We start from the raw sequence: 19,181 nt of genomic DNA, 5'->3' as shown, positions 1-19,181 counted from the left end.
TCAGGAGAAGAGATGGACTTCTGCACGGCGGCTATTTTGAAGTCCATCGAATAACGTCTTTTTGTGGTGACTTTCATAAACACCTTACCTCTTGAATTAAGGTGTCTACTTTTTCAGGGGCGGATCAGACGAGCCCTGTCACCTGTTACTTGCCACCCGTAACTTGTCACCTGTCACTTGTTACTTGTGTTACTTGTCCCTTCAACTACACATTCAACAACAAGAACTCCCGCTCCCAGGAACTGATCACCTCATTGAAGGCTTCATACTCGTTGCGTTTTACTGAACGGTAGGCATAGGAAAAGTCCTCGCCCATGATGTTTCGCAGTGGTTCACATTTGTCCAGTAATCGCAGTGACTGTTCCAGATCCCTGGCGACTTCAATGGCCTGGGTATAGGCATTACCCTCGTTGGCCTGAGACGGCTGCAACTTTTCTTCGATACCCAGATAACCGCACGCCAGAGTAGCAGCGAACGCCAGGTAAGGATTGGCATCGGAACCAGGCAGGCGATTCTCGACCCTGAAACCTTCCGGCTCGCTGGCCGGCACCCGCAACCCTGTGGTGCGGTTGTCATAGCCCCAGTCAAAGTTAATCGGCGCCGAATTGTCCGGAGTAAAACGCCGGTAGGAATTAACATTAGGGGCAAAGAAACATAAGGCGCTGGGGCCGTATTTCTGCAATCCGGCGATATAATTGAAAAACAGCGGAGAGTACTTGCCGTCTTTACTGGCAAAGGCATTCTGACCCGTCTTGCTGTCCACCAGGCTCTGGTGGATATGCATGGAGCTGCCGGGTTCACGACGCATGGGCTTGGCCATAAAGGTGGCGTAAACGCCATTGGACAGGGCAATCTCACGCACTACCCGCTTAAACAAAAAGACTTCATCGGCCAGTTTGACCGGATCGCCGTGCAGGAAATTGACTTCAAACTGCGCGGCGCCCGATTCATGGATCAGGGTATCAATACCCAGCTCCATTTTCTCGCAGTAGTCATACATCTGATCGATGATCTTTTCGAACTCGTTCACCGCATCGATACTGTAACTCTGCCTGGCAGACTCCCTTCTGCCGGATCGTCCCACCGGCGGGGTCAGTTCGTAATCCGGGTCGGTATTCTGGGCCACCAGGAAAAACTCCACCTCAGGGGCCAGCACCGGCGTCAGGTTTTTGCTTTGGTACAGTGCCAGGATCTTCTTCAATACATTGCGGGTAGACAACGGATGAGGCTGTCCGCTGGACAGATAGCAGTCGTGAATGATCAACGCTGTTCGTTCATCCGCCCAGGGTACCTCCCGGATAGTGGAGGTATCCGGTTCAAGGTACATGTCCGAGTCCGTTTCGCTGACGATATCGTAGTGTTCGTTAGTATATTCTCCTGTCACCGTCTGGATCAGGATACTCTCGGGCAGGCGGCTTTCCTGCTTAATGAACTTCTTCGCGGGAATGAATTTACCCCTGGCGTTGCCCGTCATGTCGGGAACCAGACATTCCACTTCTGAGATGCGATGACTGTTCAGCCATTTCTTGACGTCTTCCATATCTCACCTGTTGTTTTCTTGGTTCTATTTCGAATTATTATTCGATATGCTAGAGTAAATTTTACCCTTTAACAATACGCCAGTAACAAGATTGTGCGAATTTCCCGCTCCTGAATGGGACGGGCAGTATGGTTTTGGTCAGGCATCCTGTTGGAGAGCGCAACCTATGCAAGACAGATCTCAGCAGTTTTATCAGCAGACACGCAATCAGAGCCTGGACTGCCCTGCCCTGTCAGGCGAACAACAGGTGGATCTTTGTATCATCGGCGGCGGTCTGACCGGGGTGTCGACGGCCTACCATGCAGCCAGGCGCGGCTTGAATTGCCTGCTGCTGGAAGCTGACGAAATCGGTGCCGGTGCCTCGGGGCGCAACGGCGGCCAGGTCAGTCCCGGCCAACGGGTGGATCAAGCGACTCTGGAAGACAAGGTGGGTTTGGTCAGAGCCAAAGCCCTGTGGAAACTGGCCCTGGATTCGGTAGACCTGGTGCGGGATCTTATCTGCCGGCACCAGATAGACTGTGATTTTGTGCCCGGTATATTGCATACGGCCTTCAAGCCCAGCCATGCACAGGAGATGCGCGATAATGTCAGGAAACTCAATCAGCAGTATGGCTACCAAGATACACGCTACATAGAAAAGGACGAACTGAGGGAGTTGTTAGCCAGCCCCCGCTACCATGGAGGCGAGCTGGACATGCGCGCAGGCCACCTGCATCCGCTTAATTTCCTGCTGGCCCTGGCAAAAGCCGCCCAGCAGGCCGGCGCCAGCCTGCATGAGCAAAGTCGGGTGACCGCTATCGATTCTGATCAGCAGGGTCTGCGGGTCAGGACAGAACAAGGGCTGGTCCGGGCCAAGCGGCTGGTATTAGGCTGCAACGGGTATCTGGGTAAGCTCTTCCCGCAGGTGGCAGGCAAGATCATGCCCATCAATAATTTTATTGTCACCACCCAACCACTGGGTGAAAGCGGGGCCAGGGCGCTGATCCGCAATAATGCTGCGGTGGCCGATTCGAAATTTGTGATCAATTATTTCCGTACCACCGCCGATCACCGCCTGTTATTCGGTGGTGGAGAAAACTACTCATCCCGTTTTCCCGATGATATCAGATCCTTTGTGCGCCCCCACCTGGAGGAGATCTTTCCGCAATTGAAGGATGTCGAACTGGAATACGGCTGGGGTGGTACCCTGGCCATCACGATGAACCGCATGCCGCATTTCCAGTGTCTGGATCAACGTATTTATGTCGCCCAGGGCTACTCCGGTCATGGGGTAGCCCTGGCAACCCTGGCGGGCAAGCTCATCGATGATGCTATTGCTGGGACGCCCTTTGGCTTTGATCTGATGGCCAGCTACCCGACCCCAACCTTTCCCGGCAGTACCCTGTTGCGCTACCCGGGCATGGTGGCGGGCATGCTGTATTATTCGCTAAGAGATAAACTGGGAAGTTGAGATTGGCAGACAAGCACCATCAACCAGGAACCAAATCCCTGGATCCACGCAGTACCCCTACACAGCGTCGATCCCGGGCCAGGCGCGAGCAAATCCTCGAAGTGGCGGGTGGACTGCTGGAGAAACTCGGCACCCATAACCTGACCACCATCAGAATTGCCGAGGAAGTGGGGATATCGGTGGGCACCCTCTACCACTATTTTCCCAATAAACAGGCCATACTCTATGCCATGGGCCAGCAGTGGCTTGAGCAAATGGCCGTTACGCTGGAAAACGACGGCCGGCAACTCCCCCATTCCAGCTCCAGGTTCGTCGAACAATTCGTCGATCATATGCTGGCCCTCTACCGTCAGCAGCGCGGTCTGCTGCATCTGGTCCAGGGCATGTTTGCCATTCCGGAACTCATGCCCCTGGACGAACAGCATGATGAACTGGTCATCGATCATGTGGCCGGCCACCTGGCCAGAGGCAGTAAAGCGCTGCCCCTGGCAGAGCGGCAGCGTATCGGGCGGGCCTTTCATGAAATCAGCCACGCCCTGTTACTGGTAGTTGTCAACCAGTCCCAAAGTCGCGGCAGTAAAACCCTTAAGGAACTCAGGCTGTTATTGCAGACCCTGCTTGACTCACACGCTTGAGACGGACTCGCTTCTCACTGGCCAGCAGATACAGCATATCCGTAGCCAGCGTGGCGGCCAGCAGGCTGGTGATGTCGCTTTGGTCATAGGGCGGGCTGACCTCGGTCAGATCCATGCCCACCCAGTTGATGCCTTTAAGGTTGCGGATCAGCTCAAAAATAAAGGCTGAAGTCAGCCCGCCGCTGACCGGCGTCCCCGTACCCGGCGCGTAGGAGGGATCGAAACAGTCAATATCGAAGGTCAGATAAACAGGCGCATTGCCCATTTTCTGTTTGATCCGCTCGGCCACCTCAAGCGGATTCATCCGCCACAACTTATCCGCAGGCAGGATCTCAAAGGGTGACTTACGGTTGTGATCGGTGCGGATGCCAACCTGCATGACCTTGTCTTCAATCAGCAGGCCCTGCTCATGGGCATGATAGAAGACGCTGCCGTGGTCAAACTCACTGCCTCCGGCATAATCGTCCGTATGGGCATCAAAATGCAAAAGTGCCACCGGCCCCCTATGGGCCCCTATTTCCTGTAAGACGGGTAAACTGACCAGATGGTCGCCGCCAAAGGTGAAAGGGATTTTACCGGCCTGCATTACCCGTGCAGTGTGCTCCCTGACTGCTGCCATGGCGCCTTTGGCATCGCCGTGGGAGAAGTTCAGGTCACCCACATCGACAATATTGAGATTCTGACGCAGGGCAAAGGTCCAGGGGTATCTGCGCTCCTCCCAGCCGAGGTTGGCCGAGGCCTGACGAATGGCAGTCGGTGCATAACGAGCCCCCGGCCGGCCTGATGTGGCCAGGTCGAAGGGCACCCCGGCAATGACCACATCGGTTTCCTTTTCGATCCTCTGGCCTTTGGCGTAGATAAAAGTATGGGCGGCTTGATACAAGGAGTAATTTGCGTCAGTCATAATCTCTGTTACTTAAAGCGTGTTGAGATAAAAGTCATATTCCTTGAGCGTCACTGTCTGTTCAAATTTCAACAGTTCCTGCTCTTTACAGGCACTATAGACCCTGATGAATTCCTCACCAAAATACTGGTTGAAAACCTTGGAGCCATTCAGAAGCTCCAGCGCATCGGGTAAACGGCTGGGTAAAGACGGATTATCGAATTCGAAGGTGTTGCCTTCCTGCGGTGCAGGGGGAGTGAGCTGGTTGGAGACACCATGATACATGGCATAAAGGACGGTCGCCAGCGCTATGTAAGGGTTGGCATCGGCACCGGCCACTCTGTGTTCAACCCGCCGGCTGTGAGGCTCACCGGCCGGGATCCTCACCGCCACGGTACGGTTATCGATACCCCAGTTCACATACATGGGCACGTACAGATTCGGCTGCAAGCGACGATAGGAATTGATATTGGGACACAGCAGCGCCGTACTTTCCTGCATGGTCTCCAGCAACCCTGCCACGGCACTGCGCAGCAGCGGGTGATCTTCGGCTTCGCCGTCTGCGAACAGGTTGTCGCCCTTGTCATCCACCAGGCTGGCATGCACATGCAGGCCGCTGCCTGCGCGCTTACCATAAGGTTTAGCCATAAAGGTGGCCTGCATATCATGTTTTTCCGCCACCTGGTGGATAATACGCTTAAGCATCATGGCATGATCACAGGCCAGTAACGGATCATCACCATGGCGCAGATTAATTTCAAACTGGCCTGGCGCATATTCAGACACGGCCGTATCGGCTGGCACCCCCTGGATCTGACAGCACTGATCCACATCGAGCAGAAACTCGGCAAAATCATCCAGGTTGAGCATGGAATGGCACTGGGTGCTCTCTTCCCGTTTACCTGTCTTGGGGGAGATGGGCGGCTGAATATAGCCTTTTTTGTTTCGCTCCTTGTCAATCAGGTAAAATTCCAGCTCCAGGGCGACCACCGGATTCATTCCTTTGGCCTTAAACAACTCCACCGCATGGCGGACCTGGTTGCGCGGATCTATCATCACAGGCGCGCCTTCATAGTCGTACATGCTGAACAAGACCTGGGCAGTAGACTGGCTACCCCAGGGGCAATAAGCCAGGGTATTGAGATCCGCATAGCAGATCCTGTCAGGCTCGCCAATTTCCAGGCCTAAATCTGAGGCTTCCACTGTCTCACCAGAGGCATCTAATGCCATGACTGAAAAGGGAATATTCATGCCATTTTCCAGCACCCCTTCAATGGCATCCCGTTTGATCCGCTTGCCCCTGGCCACGCCGTTAAGGTCAGACAGGATCAGATCGAATACTTCTACATCCGGGTAATTGACAAGAAAGGAGCTTAACTCCATGATGATCTCCGACGTTTATTATATTGAACACTTAATTGTGTCCAGCTCATCTAATCATAAAGCCTGATGGACATTCCAGTCCGACAAACGTCGTTTTGTTACAAGTTCGTTAAACTAAGCTTTGGCTATTTGCACACTAAAGCGGCAGTTTGCCCCTTGAACTTTGCAAACAACTCCAATAGCTTGAATTTACCATTTCAATATTTTGTTCACTGGTATGAGTCAATTGAATCACACAACGCCTCCCCTGATGATTGGCATCTGTGCCGATGTGATCCAGCAGGGCGTGCACGCCTACCATCAGGCCGGGGACAAATATATCCGCGCCCTGACCTACCAGCAGCAGGATGTGGCGCCTGTGATTCTCCCTGCTCTGTTTCATGAACTGCCGGCAGCGGCCCGGAACAAGTTACTGGAAGGGCTCGACGGTATTATGTTGACCGGCTCCTATTCCAATCTGCATCCCAGTTACTATCAGGAATCCGAGCAGGAAGGGGACGATGCCAGTCGTGATCCCCACCGGGACGCCAGCAACTGGGCATTGCTGGAACAGGCCATGTTGAAGCAACTCCCCATTCTGGGCATCTGCCGGGGTTTTCAGGAACTCAATGTTTACTTTGGCGGCACCCTGCATCACAGGATCCATACTGTGGATGGCCTGATGGACCACCGGGAAGATAAAAGCCAACCGGTGGACGTACAGTACGGCTATGCCCATGAAGTGCAGATAGCGGGTCAAGGTTGGCTGACCCGGTGGTTTTCCGCGCGGGACAGCATCCGGGTTAATTCCATTCATATGCAGGGGGTCAAAACCTTAGGACAGGGGCTGCAGGTGGAAGCCACCGCGCCAGACGGATTGATTGAGGCCTTTTCGCGAGCGGACTATCCCTTTTTGCTGGCAGTGCAATGGCATCCGGAATGGCAGCCCGCCAGCTACCCGGACAATGCCAGACTGATACAGGGCTTTGTGCAGGCCTGCAGAGATCATAAAAATGGGAGGTCAGCCAACCTATGAACATCACCGAACTGCAGCAAATAGACGCCGCACACCACCTCCATCCTTTTACCAACCAGGCCGATATCAATCGCAAAGGCACCCGGGTCATCAGTCACGCCGAAGGGGCCTATATTTTTGAGGCTAACGGCCACAAGCTGCTGGACGGCATGTCGGGGCTGTGGTGCTGCAACCTGGGTTACACCCAGCCCAGGATCAACCAGGCCATTGCCGCCCAGTTGGAAGAGCTGCCCTATTACAATACCTTTTTTCAGTGTACCCACCCCAGGGCGGCTGAGCTGGCCAAAGCCATCAGTGATCGGGCTCCTGAGCATCTGAACCGGGTGTTTTTCACCAATTCAGGCTCAGAAGCCAATGACTCAGTGATTCGTCTGATTCATCGCTACTGGGACGGCAAGGGACACCCCCAGCGTAAGGCCATCATCGCCCGCCAAAACGCCTATCATGGCAGTACCATAGGCGGCGCCAGTCTGGGTGGCATGGGCTTTATGCACGAACAATTTGAAACCCTTGGCAATATTCATCATATCGCCCAGCCATACTGGTATGGGGCCAACACTGAGCTGAGCCCGGAAGAATTTGGTCTGTACACGGCCCGTGAACTGGAAAAGAAGATTCAGGAACTGGGTGAAGACAAGGTCGCCGCCTTTATCGCCGAGCCGATTCAGGGGGCCGGTGGCGTGATTATCCCACCCGACAGCTACTGGCCTGAAATACAGCGTATCTGCGATCGCTATGGCATATTGTTGGTCGTGGATGAAGTGATTTTTGGCTTTGGGCGCACCGGACATTGGTTTGCCAGCCAATTTTACAATATCAGCCCGGATTTCATCATTTTCGCCAAAGGGGTAACCAATGGCTTTCAGCCCCTTGGCGGTGTAATGGTGAGCGACAGAGTCAGTGACGTGCTGCTGAGCCATAGCAATGATCTTGCACATGGTTTTACCTATTCCGGCCACCCCGTGGCCTGTGCCGCCGCCCTGACTACCCTGGAAATACTGTCCGAGGGTTATATAGACAAGGTAAGAACCGAATTAACCCAGGCCATGGAGGATTACTGGCTGGCCCTGGCCGACCACCCGCTGGTGGGTGAAGCCAGGTGCAAAGGCTTGGTCGGTGCTCTGGAACTGGTAAAGGACAAATCCAGTCGAGAGCGGTTCGCCGGGAACGGCCGCGCCGGCACAGTCTGCCGCGATTCATCGTTACAGTCCGGTCTGGTGATGCGAGCCACCGGCGATACCATGATCATCGCGCCGCCCTTTATTCTTGACCGATCTCATGTGAAAGATTTAACTGAAAGAGCCTGGCAGGCGCTGGATCTTGCCCAGGCACAGTTAAGGTAAGTTTTTTAGGACCACAGTGAACTCAACAACAAACTCAACAATAACAACAAGACTGACGACAACAATTAAGGAAGGAAAATGAAACTCACAAGCAAAATGCGCCTTCTGGCCGCTTCCACACTGATGGGTAGTGCTTCTTTTGCAGCCACTGCCGATACTGTGCACGTATATAACTGGAGCGATTATATCGCCGAAGACACCATTGCCAATTACGAACAAAAATCCGGCAACAAGGTTGTCTATGATGTGTTTGACTCCAACGAAGTGGTGGAAGCCAAGCTGCTGACCGGCAGCACAGGTTTTGACGTGGTGGTGCCTTCAGCTCAGTTCCTTGGCCGTCAGATCAAGGCCGGGGTCTTCGCTGAGCTGGACCGCAGCAAACTACCTAACTGGAAGCACCTGGATCCGACCCTGATGAAGGTGCTGGAGACAGTCGATCCGGGCAACAAGCATGCTGTGCCTTACCTGTGGGGCACCACAGGCATCGGCTACAACGTGGAAAAGGTCAAAGCCATCCTGGGCGAGGACTACGAGGTCAATAGTTGGGATCTGGTGTTCAAACCCGAAGTCGTGTCCAAGCTGGCCGAATGCGGCGTAGTGACATTGGATGCCGCCTCGGAGATCGTCCCCGCTGCCCTGCACTACCTGGGCATGGATCCTAATTCCAAGAAGAGCGATGAGATCGAAAAAGCCGGCGAACTGCTCACGTCTATTCGCCCGCATATCCGCTATTTCCATTCCTCTCAATATATTAACGACCTGGCCAACGGCGATATCTGTGTCGCTGTGGGTTGGAGCGGAGATGTCTTCCAGGCGGCCGACCGGGCCGAGGAAGCCGACAATGGCGTGACTATTGACTATGTGATCCCCAAGGAAGGCGCTGCCATGTGGTTCGATATGCTGGCGATTCCGGCCGACGCCAAGAACAAGGAAGCGGCCTACGATTTTGTCAATTACATCATGGAGCCCGAAGTCATCGCCGGTATCAGCGACTACGTTTCCTACCCCAATGCTAACAAAACCTCCACCAGCATGGTGGATCCTGAAATCACCAGTAATCCGGCCATCTATCCGCCAGAAGAGGTGATGAACAAGCTGTACACCTTCGAAGTAATGCCTGCCAAGGTCTCCAGGGTCTATAACCGGGTCTGGACCGAAGTCAAAGCCGGTAAGTAACCAATCCGGGGGGTGCCTGGGGCACCCCTCTTATACAGGATCCACTGATGACCTTAAAACATTTATCCCAAGGTCCCAGCCCGGTATTGCTGGAACTTAAGAATCTGAGCAAAAGTTTTGACGGCCACCAGGCGGTCCGCAGCGTTAACCTGCAATTCTACGAGGGTGAGATCTTTGCCCTGCTGGGTGGCTCCGGCTGCGGCAAGTCCACCCTGCTGCGTATGCTGTCAGGTTTCGAAACCCTTACCGAAGGCAAGATATTGCTCAACGGCGAGGACATTGCCGCCATCCCGCCCTACCGGCGGCCATTTAATATGATGTTTCAGTCCTACGCCCTGTTCCCCCATATGACTGTGGAGCAGAATATCGCCTATGGCCTGAAGCAGGACAAACTGAAAAAAGAGGACATCGCCAAGCGTGTGGACGACATGCTCAAGCTGGTGCATATGGAAAGCTTCCGGCTGCGCAAGCCCTCTCAACTGTCTGGCGGCCAGCGCCAGCGGGTGGCGCTGGCCCGCAGCTTGGCGAAAAAGCCCAAACTACTCCTGTTAGACGAGCCCATGGGCGCCCTGGACAAGAAACTGCGCGGTGAGATGCAACTGGAACTGGTGGATATTATCAAGCAGGTGGGCGTCACCTGCGTAATGGTCACCCACGACCAGGAAGAGGCCATGACCATGGCCGATCGCATCGCGGTCATGCACGCCGGAGAGATCCTGCAAATCGGTTCACCCCATGATATCTATGAATATCCCAACTGTCGCTATGTGGCCGACTTTATCGGTGAAGTGAACCTGTTTGGCGGTCATATCGCCGAAGAAGAGCCTTCCTATGTGGTCATCAATGTGCCTAATCTGGTCGCCCCCATCTATATAGATCATGGCATCAGCGGACCGGGCGGCGAACGTCCCGTGAGCGTGGCCGTACGCCCGGAGAAAGTCCGTCTCAGTGACCAGCAGCCGGACGAACAGTACAACTGGGGCAAAGGCATCATCGACGATCTGGCGTATCTGGGACAACACAGCATCTACCACATCCTGCTGCCGGATGGCCAGTTTATCCAGGTGACGCAGACCAACGACAAACGCCGTGAGCGGCCGTTTGAGCTGGAACAGGAGATTTTTGTGTCCTGGTCACCGGACTCCTGTGTGGTCCTGGAGGAATAAGCATGGCCCTTTTCAGAGCAATAAAGAAACGCTTTGTCGAGACGGGCTGGCTTAAACAGCGCAACGGGGTCATTGCTATCCCTTATTTGTGGTTGCTGCTGTTCTTTTTGGTGCCGTTCGCCATTGTGCTGAAGATCAGTTTCGCCGAGACCGAAATCGCTATTCCGCCTTATACGGACCTGGCGACCTTTGAGGACGGTCATCTGATGATCGACCTGAATCTGGGCAATTATGCCTACCTGTTCAGCGATGATCTGTATCTGACCGCTTACCTGAGCTCCATTCGTATCGCCCTGGTATCGACCCTGTTGTGCCTGCTGATCGGCTATCCCATGGCCCTGGCTATCAGCCGGGCTCCGGCTTCCACCCGCAATGTATTGCTGTTGCTGGTCATTCTGCCGTCCTGGACCTCATTCCTGATCCGTATCTATGCCTGGATTGGTATTCTCAAGCCCAACGGCTACATCAATAACCTGTTGTTGAGTATGGGTCTGATTGATGAGCCCATTATCATGCTGCACACGGATTTCGCCGTCTATGTGGGCATTGTCTATGCCTATCTGCCTTTTATGATATTGCCCCTGTACGCCAATATGATGAAACTGGACCACAGCCTGGTGGAGGCCTCATCCGATCTGGGGGCCTCCCCCGTCACCACCTTATTCCGCATCATCGTACCCCTGACCAAGGCAGGCATTATCGCCGGCTGCATGCTGGTATTTATCCCTGCGGTGGGCGAGTTCGTTATTCCAGAACTGCTTGGTGGTCCGGAAACCCTGATGATCGGCAAGGTTCTGTGGGAAGAGTTTTTCAACAACCGCGACTGGCCGGTGGCCTCTGCGGTGGCCATTATCATGCTGGCGCTGCTGATTATTCCCATCATGTGGTTTGACCGTATCCAGAACAAACAGATGGAGCAGGCCTGATGCGATTCTCCTTCAGTAAGATGATGCTCTGGCTGGGCCTGGCTTTTCTCTACGCGCCCATGCTGATTCTGATTATCTATTCATTCAATGAGTCCCGTCTGGTGACCGTTTGGGCCGGATTTTCCACCAAGTGGTACGGCGAGCTGATGCGGAATGACAAGCTGCTTGATGCGGTGGGCAATAGCCTGAAAATTGCTTTCCTGGCCGCCACCGCCTCCGTCGTGCTGGGTACTCTGGCCGCATTCGTACTGGCCAGGTTCAAGCGATTCAAAGGCAGTACCCTGCTACGCGGCATGATCACGGCGCCATTGGTGATGCCCGAAGTCATCACCGGTCTGTCGTTGTTATTACTGTTTGTCGCCATGGCTCAGCTAGTGGGCTGGCCGGCCAGTCGGGGCATGACCACCATCTGGATTGCCCATACGACCTTTTGTACCGCCTATGTGGCTGTGGTGGTGGGCTCCCGTCTGACCGAGATGGATATGTCGGTGGAAGAGGCCGCCCAGGATCTGGGTGCGACGCCGGTCAAGGTGTTTTTCAATATTACCCTGCCCATCATCACCCCGGCTCTGGTGTCTGGCTGGCTTCTGGCCTTTACCCTGAGCCTGGACGACCTGGTCATAGCCAGTTTCGTCTCTGGCCCGGGCTCCACTACCCTGCCCATGGTGGTGTTCTCCTCCGTCCGGCTTGGAGTAAGCCCCGAAATCAATGCCCTGGCGACTATTATTATTACCCTGGTTACCCTGCTGGTTTTCGCTTCCTGGTACTACGCCAGACGGGTGGAAAAAAGCAGGATCCGCGATCAACTGGCGGCCAAAGAATCATGAAAGTGGGTGAACGTATCCAGAAGTTACGCAAGCAGCGCGGCCTCTCGCAACGGGAACTGGCCAAGGCAGTGAATCTGCCCAACAGCACCTTGTCGATGATTGAGCGGGATGCGGTCAGTCCGTCCATCAGTAATCTGCACAAAATACTCAATGGCCTGGATATGCCGTTGAGCCATTTTTTCACCCATGATTTTGATGGACAGAACAAGGTCATTTATCACCCCGGTGAGCTTCCGGATATCGGCTCCGACGGCGTCGAGTACCTGTTGGTGGGAGCCGAGCGGCCCGACCGTCAACTGACTTTTATGCTGGAGCGCTATCCACCGGGCCACGGCACCGGTGAGGACTGGATCGTACACGAAGGTCATGAGGCCGGCACGGTGCTCTGCGGTGAAATCACCATACTGCAAAGCGACAGGGAATATCAGTTGCAGGCTGGAGACAGTTATTACCTCAATACCCAGCTTCCCCATCAGTTTGTTAACCGGGGAAGCACAGAGTGCCGGATCGTCAGTGCGGTGACGCCGGCCAGTTTCTAAATCGACGAAGGAGCAAGGCCAATGAAGACCCATAGCCAGTGGCAGGAATACTGCGACAATCTGAAAATCGAAGGCCGGGCCTATATTAATGGTCAATACCAGGCAGCCCAAAGCCGTCAGTGGTTTGACTGCATCAATCCGGCCAATGGCGAGAAAATCGCCGATATTGCCGAATGTGATAAGGCCGATGCGGAACTTGCAGTGAACGCCGCCAGGGACAGCTTCGAAGCTGGAAGTTGGCGTGATCTGCCCCCCAAGGTTCGCAAACAGGTATTGATTAAGCTGGCCGATTTGATGGAAGCCAACCGGGACGAACTGGCGGCACTGGAAACCCTGGACATGGGCAAGCCCATCGGTGAGAGCTTTAATGTGGATATTCCCGGCAGTGCAGAGGTGATCCGCTGGCATGGGGAAGCCATCGACAAGACCTACGACGAAGTGGCGCCAACCGAAGCCAATGTGCTGGCCACCATCACCCGTGAGCCCATCGGCGTGGTGGCCGCCATTACCCCCTGGAACTTTCCCTTATGGCTGGCCTGCTGGAAGCTGGGCCCCGCCCTCGCCGCCGGTAACTCGGTGGTACTTAAACCCTCAGAAAAATCCTCTCTGACCGCAATTAAACTGGCCGAGCTGGCTACCCGGGCCGGCCTTCCCGATGGCGTCCTGAATGTGGTGCCAGGCTTTGGCCATACAGTGGGCAAAGCCCTGGCTGTGCATATGCAGGTGGACTGCTTGGCCTTTACCGGCTCCACCCGCACCGCCCGGCAACTACTGGTCTACGCCGGCGAATCCAATATGAAACGGGTCTGGCTGGAAGCGGGTGGCAAGAATCCCAACATCGTATTTGCCGATTGCCCTGACCTGGACAAGGCGGCCCGCTCGGCAGCCAGCGGCTGTTTCTATAACCAGGGTGAAGTCTGTGTCGCCGGCACCCGTTTACTGGTGGAGCGCAGTATTCACGACGAGTTTGTTAAAAAGGTCATTGAAGCCAGCCGCAGATTTAAACCCGGCGATCCTCTGGATCCACAGACTAATATGGGCGCTCTGGTGGACAAACAGCATCAGGGCAGCGTGCTCGAATACGTGCGCCTGGGCAGCGAAGCCGGCGCCGAGCTGGCGCTGGGTGGTAAAGCGGCCCTGGATGCGGATAACGGAGCCTTTGTAGAGCCGACCATTTTTATCGGCGTGGATAACCAGATGCGTATAGCCCGTGAGGAGATCTTCGGACCCGTCATGTCAATCATCCCTTTTGATTCGGAAGATGAGGCCATCAACATTGCCAATGACACGGATTATGGACTGGGCGCCGCCCTGTGGACCAGCAATCTGTCCCGGGCTCATAAGCTGTCCAGGCGGCTGCGGGCCGGCTCCGTGTGGATCAACAATTACAACGATGGTGATATGACCGTACCTTTTGGCGGCTTCAAGCAGTCCGGTAACGGCCGGGACAAATCGCTGCACGCGCTGGACAAATACACTGAGCTTAAAACCACCTGGATAGAGCTGGACTAGGTTTTGCCCTGCCCGCTTTAACGGCGGGCCGCGGCAGAATTCGACGACGCTGGCCCAGGCCATCGGCTTCGAGGGGAGCACTCCCAAAACACTGACGGAGCTTATCAATCAGATTAGGCAGAAAAGGTCTGTTTAATCCCATTGGTACAGGCAGTCCCGTCCGGATCGCATCGATCTGAATATTAAAATAAAAATTGAAGGACACTTAGAATGAAAATTAAACATTCATTGATTGCAACAAGTTTGATGGCCGGCCTGAGTCTCAGTGCTCAGGCGGAAGTCAGTGGCTATGTAACACTGACCTCGGACTATATGTTCCGTGGGGTCAGTCTCAACGACAACTCCCCAGCCCTGCAGGGCGGTGTTGACTGGGCTGCCGAGGATTCCGGCTGGTATGCCGGCGCCTGGGCTTCCCAAACCGATGACGGCGAGGAAACCGATATCGAGGTGGATCTGTTCGGCGGCTACGCCGGAGAATTTGCCAACGGCGTTGAATATGACTTTATGCTGATCTATTACGCCCTGGTGGACGCCAGTGAATACAACTACTTCGAGCTGCACGGCGGCTTTTCCAAAGCCATCAATGACAGCCTCAGCCTGGGCATTAATCTGGATTACACCAACGACAGCCTGGCCGCCAGCGGCTTTGGTGATGACATGTCCGCCCTGCACTACTCTGTGGTGGCGGATGTGGCTATCGGTGAGGACATGGGCCTGGGGTTCGAACTGGGTCGACAGACCTGGGATGAGGATGGCTTTGATGACGACTACACCTGGGGACGGGTCAGCCTGACCAAGGACTGGGAAAACTGGTCGTTCGATGTCAGCGCCTGGTACAACGACATAGACGGCGATGATTCGTCCAATGTCACCGCCAGCGTCAGCTACAACTTCTGAGCCAGCCAGTCCCTGCATTGCCCGGCGTCACCGGGCAATGTTTCTCCCGGAGTATGCCATGAGCGATTACATCAACAGTTATTACGCCTTCAATGCCGAAACCGGCCAGCCCTACCCGTCACTTCAACAGGATCTCGACGCCGATGTTTGTGTGATGGGCGGCGGTTTTACCGGTTTGTCCTCTGCGCTGCACCTGGCCAAAGCCGGTTTCAAAGTGGTGCTGCTGGAAGCTAATCGTATCGGCTACGGTGCCACCGGGCGAAACGGCGGGCAGATAGTCAACAGCTACAGCCGCGATGTGGATCATATTGCCACCAAATATGGTAAGGAGGCGGGCGATGCCATGGCTTCGATGATGTTCGAGGGCGGTGATATCATCCGCACTCTTATCCGCGAGCATCAGATAGATTGCGATTATGTGCAAGGGGGCGCCTTTGTCGCCCTTAATGACAAACAACTGCGGACCTTAAAAGAACATCAACAACTCTGGGAGCGCCATGGCAATGGCAAGATGGCACTGCTGGAAGGAAAAGCGCTGGAAAAAATCGTCCATTCTGACCGCTACGTCGGCGGACTGACCGATGGCATGAGCGGCCATATACAGCCCCTCAAGCTGGCCCTGGGCGAAGCCCGCGTCGTCAGTGAGCTGGGAGGGCAGGTATTTGAACGGTCCCCGGTTGTCAGAGTGGAAAAGGGGGAAAAGGTCAGGGTTTATACCTCTGACGGCTCGGTCACTGCCAAATTCCTGGTAGTGGGTGCCAATGCTTATCTCAGCCACGTCTTGCCTGAGCTTTCCAAACGCAATATGCCCTGCGGCACACAGATCATTACCACCGAGGTGCTGGGCGAGCAAAAGTGCCGGGAACTGTTACCGGCCAATTACTGTGTGGAGGACTGCAATTACCTGCTGGATTATTACCGCACTACCGGCGATCACAGACTGTTATATGGGGGCGGGGTCGTCTACGGAGCCAGGGATCCGGCCGATATCGAGCGGCTGATCCGACCCAAGATGGAAGCCACCTTCCCTTCCTTGAAAGGCGTGAAAGTGGAGTTTGCCTGGACAGGTAATTTTCTGCTGACCCTCTCCCGCCTGCCTGAATTCGGGCGCCTGGACAAGAATATCTATTATATGCAGGGCTACAGCGGCCATGGGGTCACCAGCACCCACCTGGCCGGCAAAGTGGTGGCCGAGGCAGTGGCAGGACAAGCCGGCCGTTTCGATGTATTTGCCAAGCTGCCACATCTACCCTTGCTGGGTGGACGTGCCCTGCAGATTCCCTTTACCGCCCTGGGCGCCGCCTATTACAACCTGCGCGATAAGCTGGGGATCTGAGCATGACGCAAATAGTCAAATTGGATCCAAGACAAGCAGATTGGCAAAGCTACCCGACCCCGGAGGAGAAACAGATCAGCGGCCCTGTCCCCCAGCGGATCGCCAATCTTTATTCCGATCCCACACAGCAGTTTCATGTGGGATTCTGGGGCAGTGAAGCGGGCAGCTGGAAGGTAACTTACACTGAACACGAGTACTGCCAACTGCTAGAAGGACTGGTCGAACTTGAGGATCACCAGGGCACCATCATCCGCATCACTGCAGGGGAGCATTTTGTTATTCCCGCCGGTTTCCAGGGAATATGGCGTACCCTCCAACCTTGTCAAAAGGTGTACGTTATCTTTGAACCTGCATGAAGATACTCCGGCTTTTCAGCCGGCTCTCCAACTTGCTTCCCTGCAGGAGGGTTAAGGAATAACAGGCCCATGGGGTTGTGTTTGACTGATGGACAACTATGCTCAGTTCAGTCAAAACTGACCGGCCGTACGCGATGGTGCAGACAGTCCCAGCAAGTGGCAGCAAATATACCAAACTGCTAGGTTTCAGCCTGTTTATTGTCATGGTCGTAGCTTTGAGTGTCGTTTATATCGAACGGAACTATGCTCCTTCATCCAAAGAGGGAGAATCCCAACCTTTATTGCAGCCCCTGCCCACCGGCGACCAAACCGGTTCGCAGCCTTCCCCCGGGCCCCTGGCGAACCATACCACTGCCTTCAATAACCTGTTTTTGAAAGGCGTTTTGTTAAGTAGCGACCCCGAACTGAGCATCGCCATCATTTCAATGCAGCAACATCAGGCCCAGTTTACAGAAGGAGATAAGATTGGAGAATTCGTTCTTCTGAGTATTCAGGACGACAGAGTCCTCTTGTCAAATGGCATAGTGGAAGAGTGGCTGGTGCTGACAGATTCCAGCTCCGGCCAACGCAGCGTAGAAGCCGATCCCGGCCCCTTACAAGCGCTGTTTTCAAGCTCAGCGCTAAAGGTGCGGATAGGGCTGGCCCCACATCGCGTAAATGGTGAATTTGTGGGTATGGCCGTGTTCCCCCTTGGGGACTCATTCAGTTTCATGCAGACAGGGCTGGAGTCTGGGGATGTAATAACCGCAATAAACGGACACTCCCTCACTGCTGATTTTATGAAAAAAAAAGATGTGCCAACCTTTGTTGATGGGACAGAGCTGACCATTCTCAGGCACAACGGGTACTTGTCTGTTTCAGTCAATCCCGCCCGATAGACAGGGAAATCGCGCCGACGCTGTCACGATTCTTTACAAACTGTAAACGCCATTTTTGCATCAGAAGATTAATAAGCAGTAAATCATAGAGTTATATTTAGGGCTTAATATTTGCTTATTTTTTAAACAACAAGAAGGGGGACGGCAGTAAAACTCCTCACACATCTGAACACCTGAGCCCTGATGGAGGAAAGACATGTGGGGACTGCCAAAAGTCCACAACTGCGCAACGCTAATAGTTGCCGCAGCCTTGGCTGCATGCGGTTCACACTCTGATTTATCACAGCAAAGCCAATCCCTCCCAACCAGCACCACCCCCAAAAGAGTTCTGTTTGTCTCCAACCAGGACGGGGACCGGGAGATTTATCTCATTGGCGCAGATGGAAGCGGGTTACAGCAGCTTACCCACAATGACAGGGATGACTACGAGGCCAGTTGGTCCCCTGACGGACAATCCATACTTTTCACCTCCAATCGGGACAAAGGTAACGCCGAAATCTATCGGATGCGGGCCGATGGTTCCCAGCCTGTCAACCTCTCTGGCTGGAAAGGATTTGACGGGCAGCCTACCTGGTCCCCTGACGGACGCAGTATTGCCTTTGTCTCAGACCGTACGGGGTCACTGGATATATTTGTCATGGATGCTGGCGGGGGCAATCCGGTTCGGGTGACAAATGATATGTCTTCCAGCCATGACAGCCCCGGATGGTCACCCGACAGTCAATGGCTCGCCTACCGAAAGCTCAACAAGGACGCAAAAGGCGACACCTGGCTGGTAAGGCTCGCAGACGGACAGCATCGTCAGGTGACCAATAATCCCAAACATGAGGATAGTAAAGTGCAATGGTCCCCTGATGGCCGCAGCCTGCTTTACGATTCCAGAAGAAACAAGGAATTTAATATTTATCGCTTTGACCTGCAGACAGATCAGGAACACAAGCTCACTGATTTACCCTCTTCCGATATCGGTCCAATCTGGTCATCGGATGGGGCACTCATTTCATTCTTATCAACCCGTGGACCTCATGGTCGCACACAACTTTATCTCATGAAGGAAGATGGTTCGGACCAGCACAGTATCACCGATGGTGTCAATCAGGTGGACGATCCTGTTTGGCTTGATGAAAACAGTATGTTGATGGTCAGTTGGCGAGGGAACCGATTCTCCAACCTGTATCTAGTGGATTTGAAGACCAGAACCTGGCGGCCATTGGCTCCTGTGGACGGCTATCAGTCTCAACCACTTCCTGAACCCGTTTTACTTCCTGGGACCGACAGGGGCGGAAACCACCAAGAATCCGCAAACGTTTGGAAATAGG

Annotated in this window: 18 protein-coding genes; 15 read left to right on the top strand and 3 right to left on the bottom strand. The window is 54.3% G+C overall.

The annotated features are described in order from the left end of the window. Positions 1-205: 205 nt before the first annotated feature. A complete protein-coding gene (locus J0A66_RS20690) occupies positions 206-1,540 on the bottom strand; it encodes a glutamine synthetase family protein (RefSeq protein ID WP_206575771.1) in 1,335 nt (444 codons plus the stop codon). A 166-nt stretch (positions 1,541-1,706) separates the two neighbouring features. Between J0A66_RS20690 and J0A66_RS20685 the strand changes: the two genes are divergently transcribed. Further along, on the top strand, positions 1,707-2,990 hold the full coding sequence (locus tag J0A66_RS20685) for an NAD(P)/FAD-dependent oxidoreductase (protein WP_206575770.1): 1,284 nt from the start codon (positions 1,707-1,709) through the stop codon (positions 2,988-2,990). A gap of 2 nt (positions 2,991-2,992) precedes the next feature. After that, on the top strand, positions 2,993-3,625 hold the full coding sequence (locus J0A66_RS20680) for a TetR/AcrR family transcriptional regulator (protein WP_206575769.1): 633 nt from the start codon (positions 2,993-2,995) through the stop codon (positions 3,623-3,625). Here the strand turns inward: J0A66_RS20680 and speB are convergent. Continuing rightward, the gene (gene speB, locus J0A66_RS20675) at positions 3,585-4,529 is read right to left on the bottom strand and encodes an agmatinase (protein WP_206575768.1); all 945 of its coding nucleotides are present in this window, start codon (positions 4,527-4,529) and stop codon (positions 3,585-3,587) included. The two genes, J0A66_RS20680 and speB, sit on opposite strands and share 41 nt — an antisense overlap. 12 nt (positions 4,530-4,541) lie before the next feature. Further along, complete coding sequence (locus J0A66_RS20670) at positions 4,542-5,891, bottom strand: glutamine synthetase family protein (protein WP_206575767.1); 1,350 nt, start codon at positions 5,889-5,891, stop codon at positions 4,542-4,544. A 217-nt stretch (positions 5,892-6,108) separates the two neighbouring features. Here J0A66_RS20670 and J0A66_RS20665 point away from each other — a divergent pair, with 217 nt between their 5' ends. The 13 genes from J0A66_RS20665 (at position 6,109) to J0A66_RS24000 (ending at position 19,180) form a co-directional block, all read left to right on the top strand. Beyond that, a complete protein-coding gene (locus tag J0A66_RS20665) occupies positions 6,109-6,906 on the top strand; it encodes a gamma-glutamyl-gamma-aminobutyrate hydrolase family protein (RefSeq protein ID WP_206575766.1) in 798 nt (265 codons plus the stop codon). After that, positions 6,903-8,249: an aminotransferase gene (locus J0A66_RS20660; RefSeq protein ID WP_206575765.1), complete on the top strand. Its 1,347-nt coding sequence runs from the start codon at positions 6,903-6,905 to the stop codon at positions 8,247-8,249. Before J0A66_RS20665 ends, J0A66_RS20660 begins: the two co-directional genes overlap by 4 nt. A gap of 78 nt (positions 8,250-8,327) precedes the next feature. Then, positions 8,328-9,425: an extracellular solute-binding protein gene (locus tag J0A66_RS20655; protein WP_206575764.1), complete on the top strand. Its 1,098-nt coding sequence runs from the start codon at positions 8,328-8,330 to the stop codon at positions 9,423-9,425. Positions 9,426-9,472: 47 nt separating this feature from the next. Next, the gene (locus J0A66_RS20650) at positions 9,473-10,591 is read left to right on the top strand and encodes an ABC transporter ATP-binding protein (protein WP_206575763.1); all 1,119 of its coding nucleotides are present in this window, start codon (positions 9,473-9,475) and stop codon (positions 10,589-10,591) included. Between the two features lie 2 nt (positions 10,592-10,593). Then, positions 10,594-11,517, top strand: a complete 924-nt coding sequence (locus J0A66_RS20645; RefSeq protein WP_206575762.1) for an ABC transporter permease subunit — start codon at positions 10,594-10,596, stop codon at positions 11,515-11,517. After that, a complete protein-coding gene (locus tag J0A66_RS20640) occupies positions 11,514-12,344 on the top strand; it encodes an ABC transporter permease subunit (protein ID WP_206575773.1) in 831 nt (276 codons plus the stop codon). The genes J0A66_RS20645 and J0A66_RS20640 overlap by 4 nt, the downstream gene beginning before the upstream one ends. After that, positions 12,341-12,883: a cupin domain-containing protein gene (locus J0A66_RS20635; RefSeq protein ID WP_206575761.1), complete on the top strand. Its 543-nt coding sequence runs from the start codon at positions 12,341-12,343 to the stop codon at positions 12,881-12,883. The genes J0A66_RS20640 and J0A66_RS20635 overlap by 4 nt, the downstream gene beginning before the upstream one ends. 21 nt (positions 12,884-12,904) lie before the next feature. Continuing rightward, positions 12,905-14,395 carry an aldehyde dehydrogenase gene (locus J0A66_RS20630; RefSeq protein ID WP_206575760.1) on the top strand — a complete coding sequence of 497 codons (1,491 nt, stop codon included), beginning with the start codon at positions 12,905-12,907 and terminating at the stop codon, positions 14,393-14,395. Positions 14,396-14,605: 210 nt separating this feature from the next. After that, positions 14,606-15,292 (top strand): TorF family putative porin, encoded by a 687-nt coding sequence (locus J0A66_RS20625; RefSeq protein ID WP_206575759.1) that lies wholly within the window; start codon positions 14,606-14,608, stop codon positions 15,290-15,292. A gap of 58 nt (positions 15,293-15,350) precedes the next feature. Further along, the gene (locus J0A66_RS20620) at positions 15,351-16,628 is read left to right on the top strand and encodes an NAD(P)/FAD-dependent oxidoreductase (protein ID WP_206575758.1); all 1,278 of its coding nucleotides are present in this window, start codon (positions 15,351-15,353) and stop codon (positions 16,626-16,628) included. Between the two features lie 2 nt (positions 16,629-16,630). Continuing rightward, entirely contained in the window at positions 16,631-16,984 is a 354-nt protein-coding gene (locus J0A66_RS20615) for a cupin domain-containing protein (RefSeq protein ID WP_206575757.1), read from the top strand. A gap of 98 nt (positions 16,985-17,082) precedes the next feature. After that, positions 17,083-17,862: a type II secretion system protein N gene (locus tag J0A66_RS20610; protein ID WP_206575756.1), complete on the top strand. Its 780-nt coding sequence runs from the start codon at positions 17,083-17,085 to the stop codon at positions 17,860-17,862. Positions 17,863-18,058: 196 nt separating this feature from the next. After that, entirely contained in the window at positions 18,059-19,180 is a 1,122-nt protein-coding gene (locus J0A66_RS24000; RefSeq protein WP_206575755.1) for a TolB family protein, read from the top strand. Position 19,181: the final 1 nt, after the last annotated feature.

The sequence above is a fragment of the Bowmanella dokdonensis genome (genome assembly GCF_017254865.1).
In the GTDB taxonomy this organism is placed as follows: Bacteria; Pseudomonadota; Gammaproteobacteria; order Enterobacterales; family Alteromonadaceae; genus Bowmanella; species Bowmanella dokdonensis.
The sequence above is the reverse complement of the archived record's forward strand: the minus strand, read 5'-3'. Positions and strand labels throughout refer to the sequence as shown.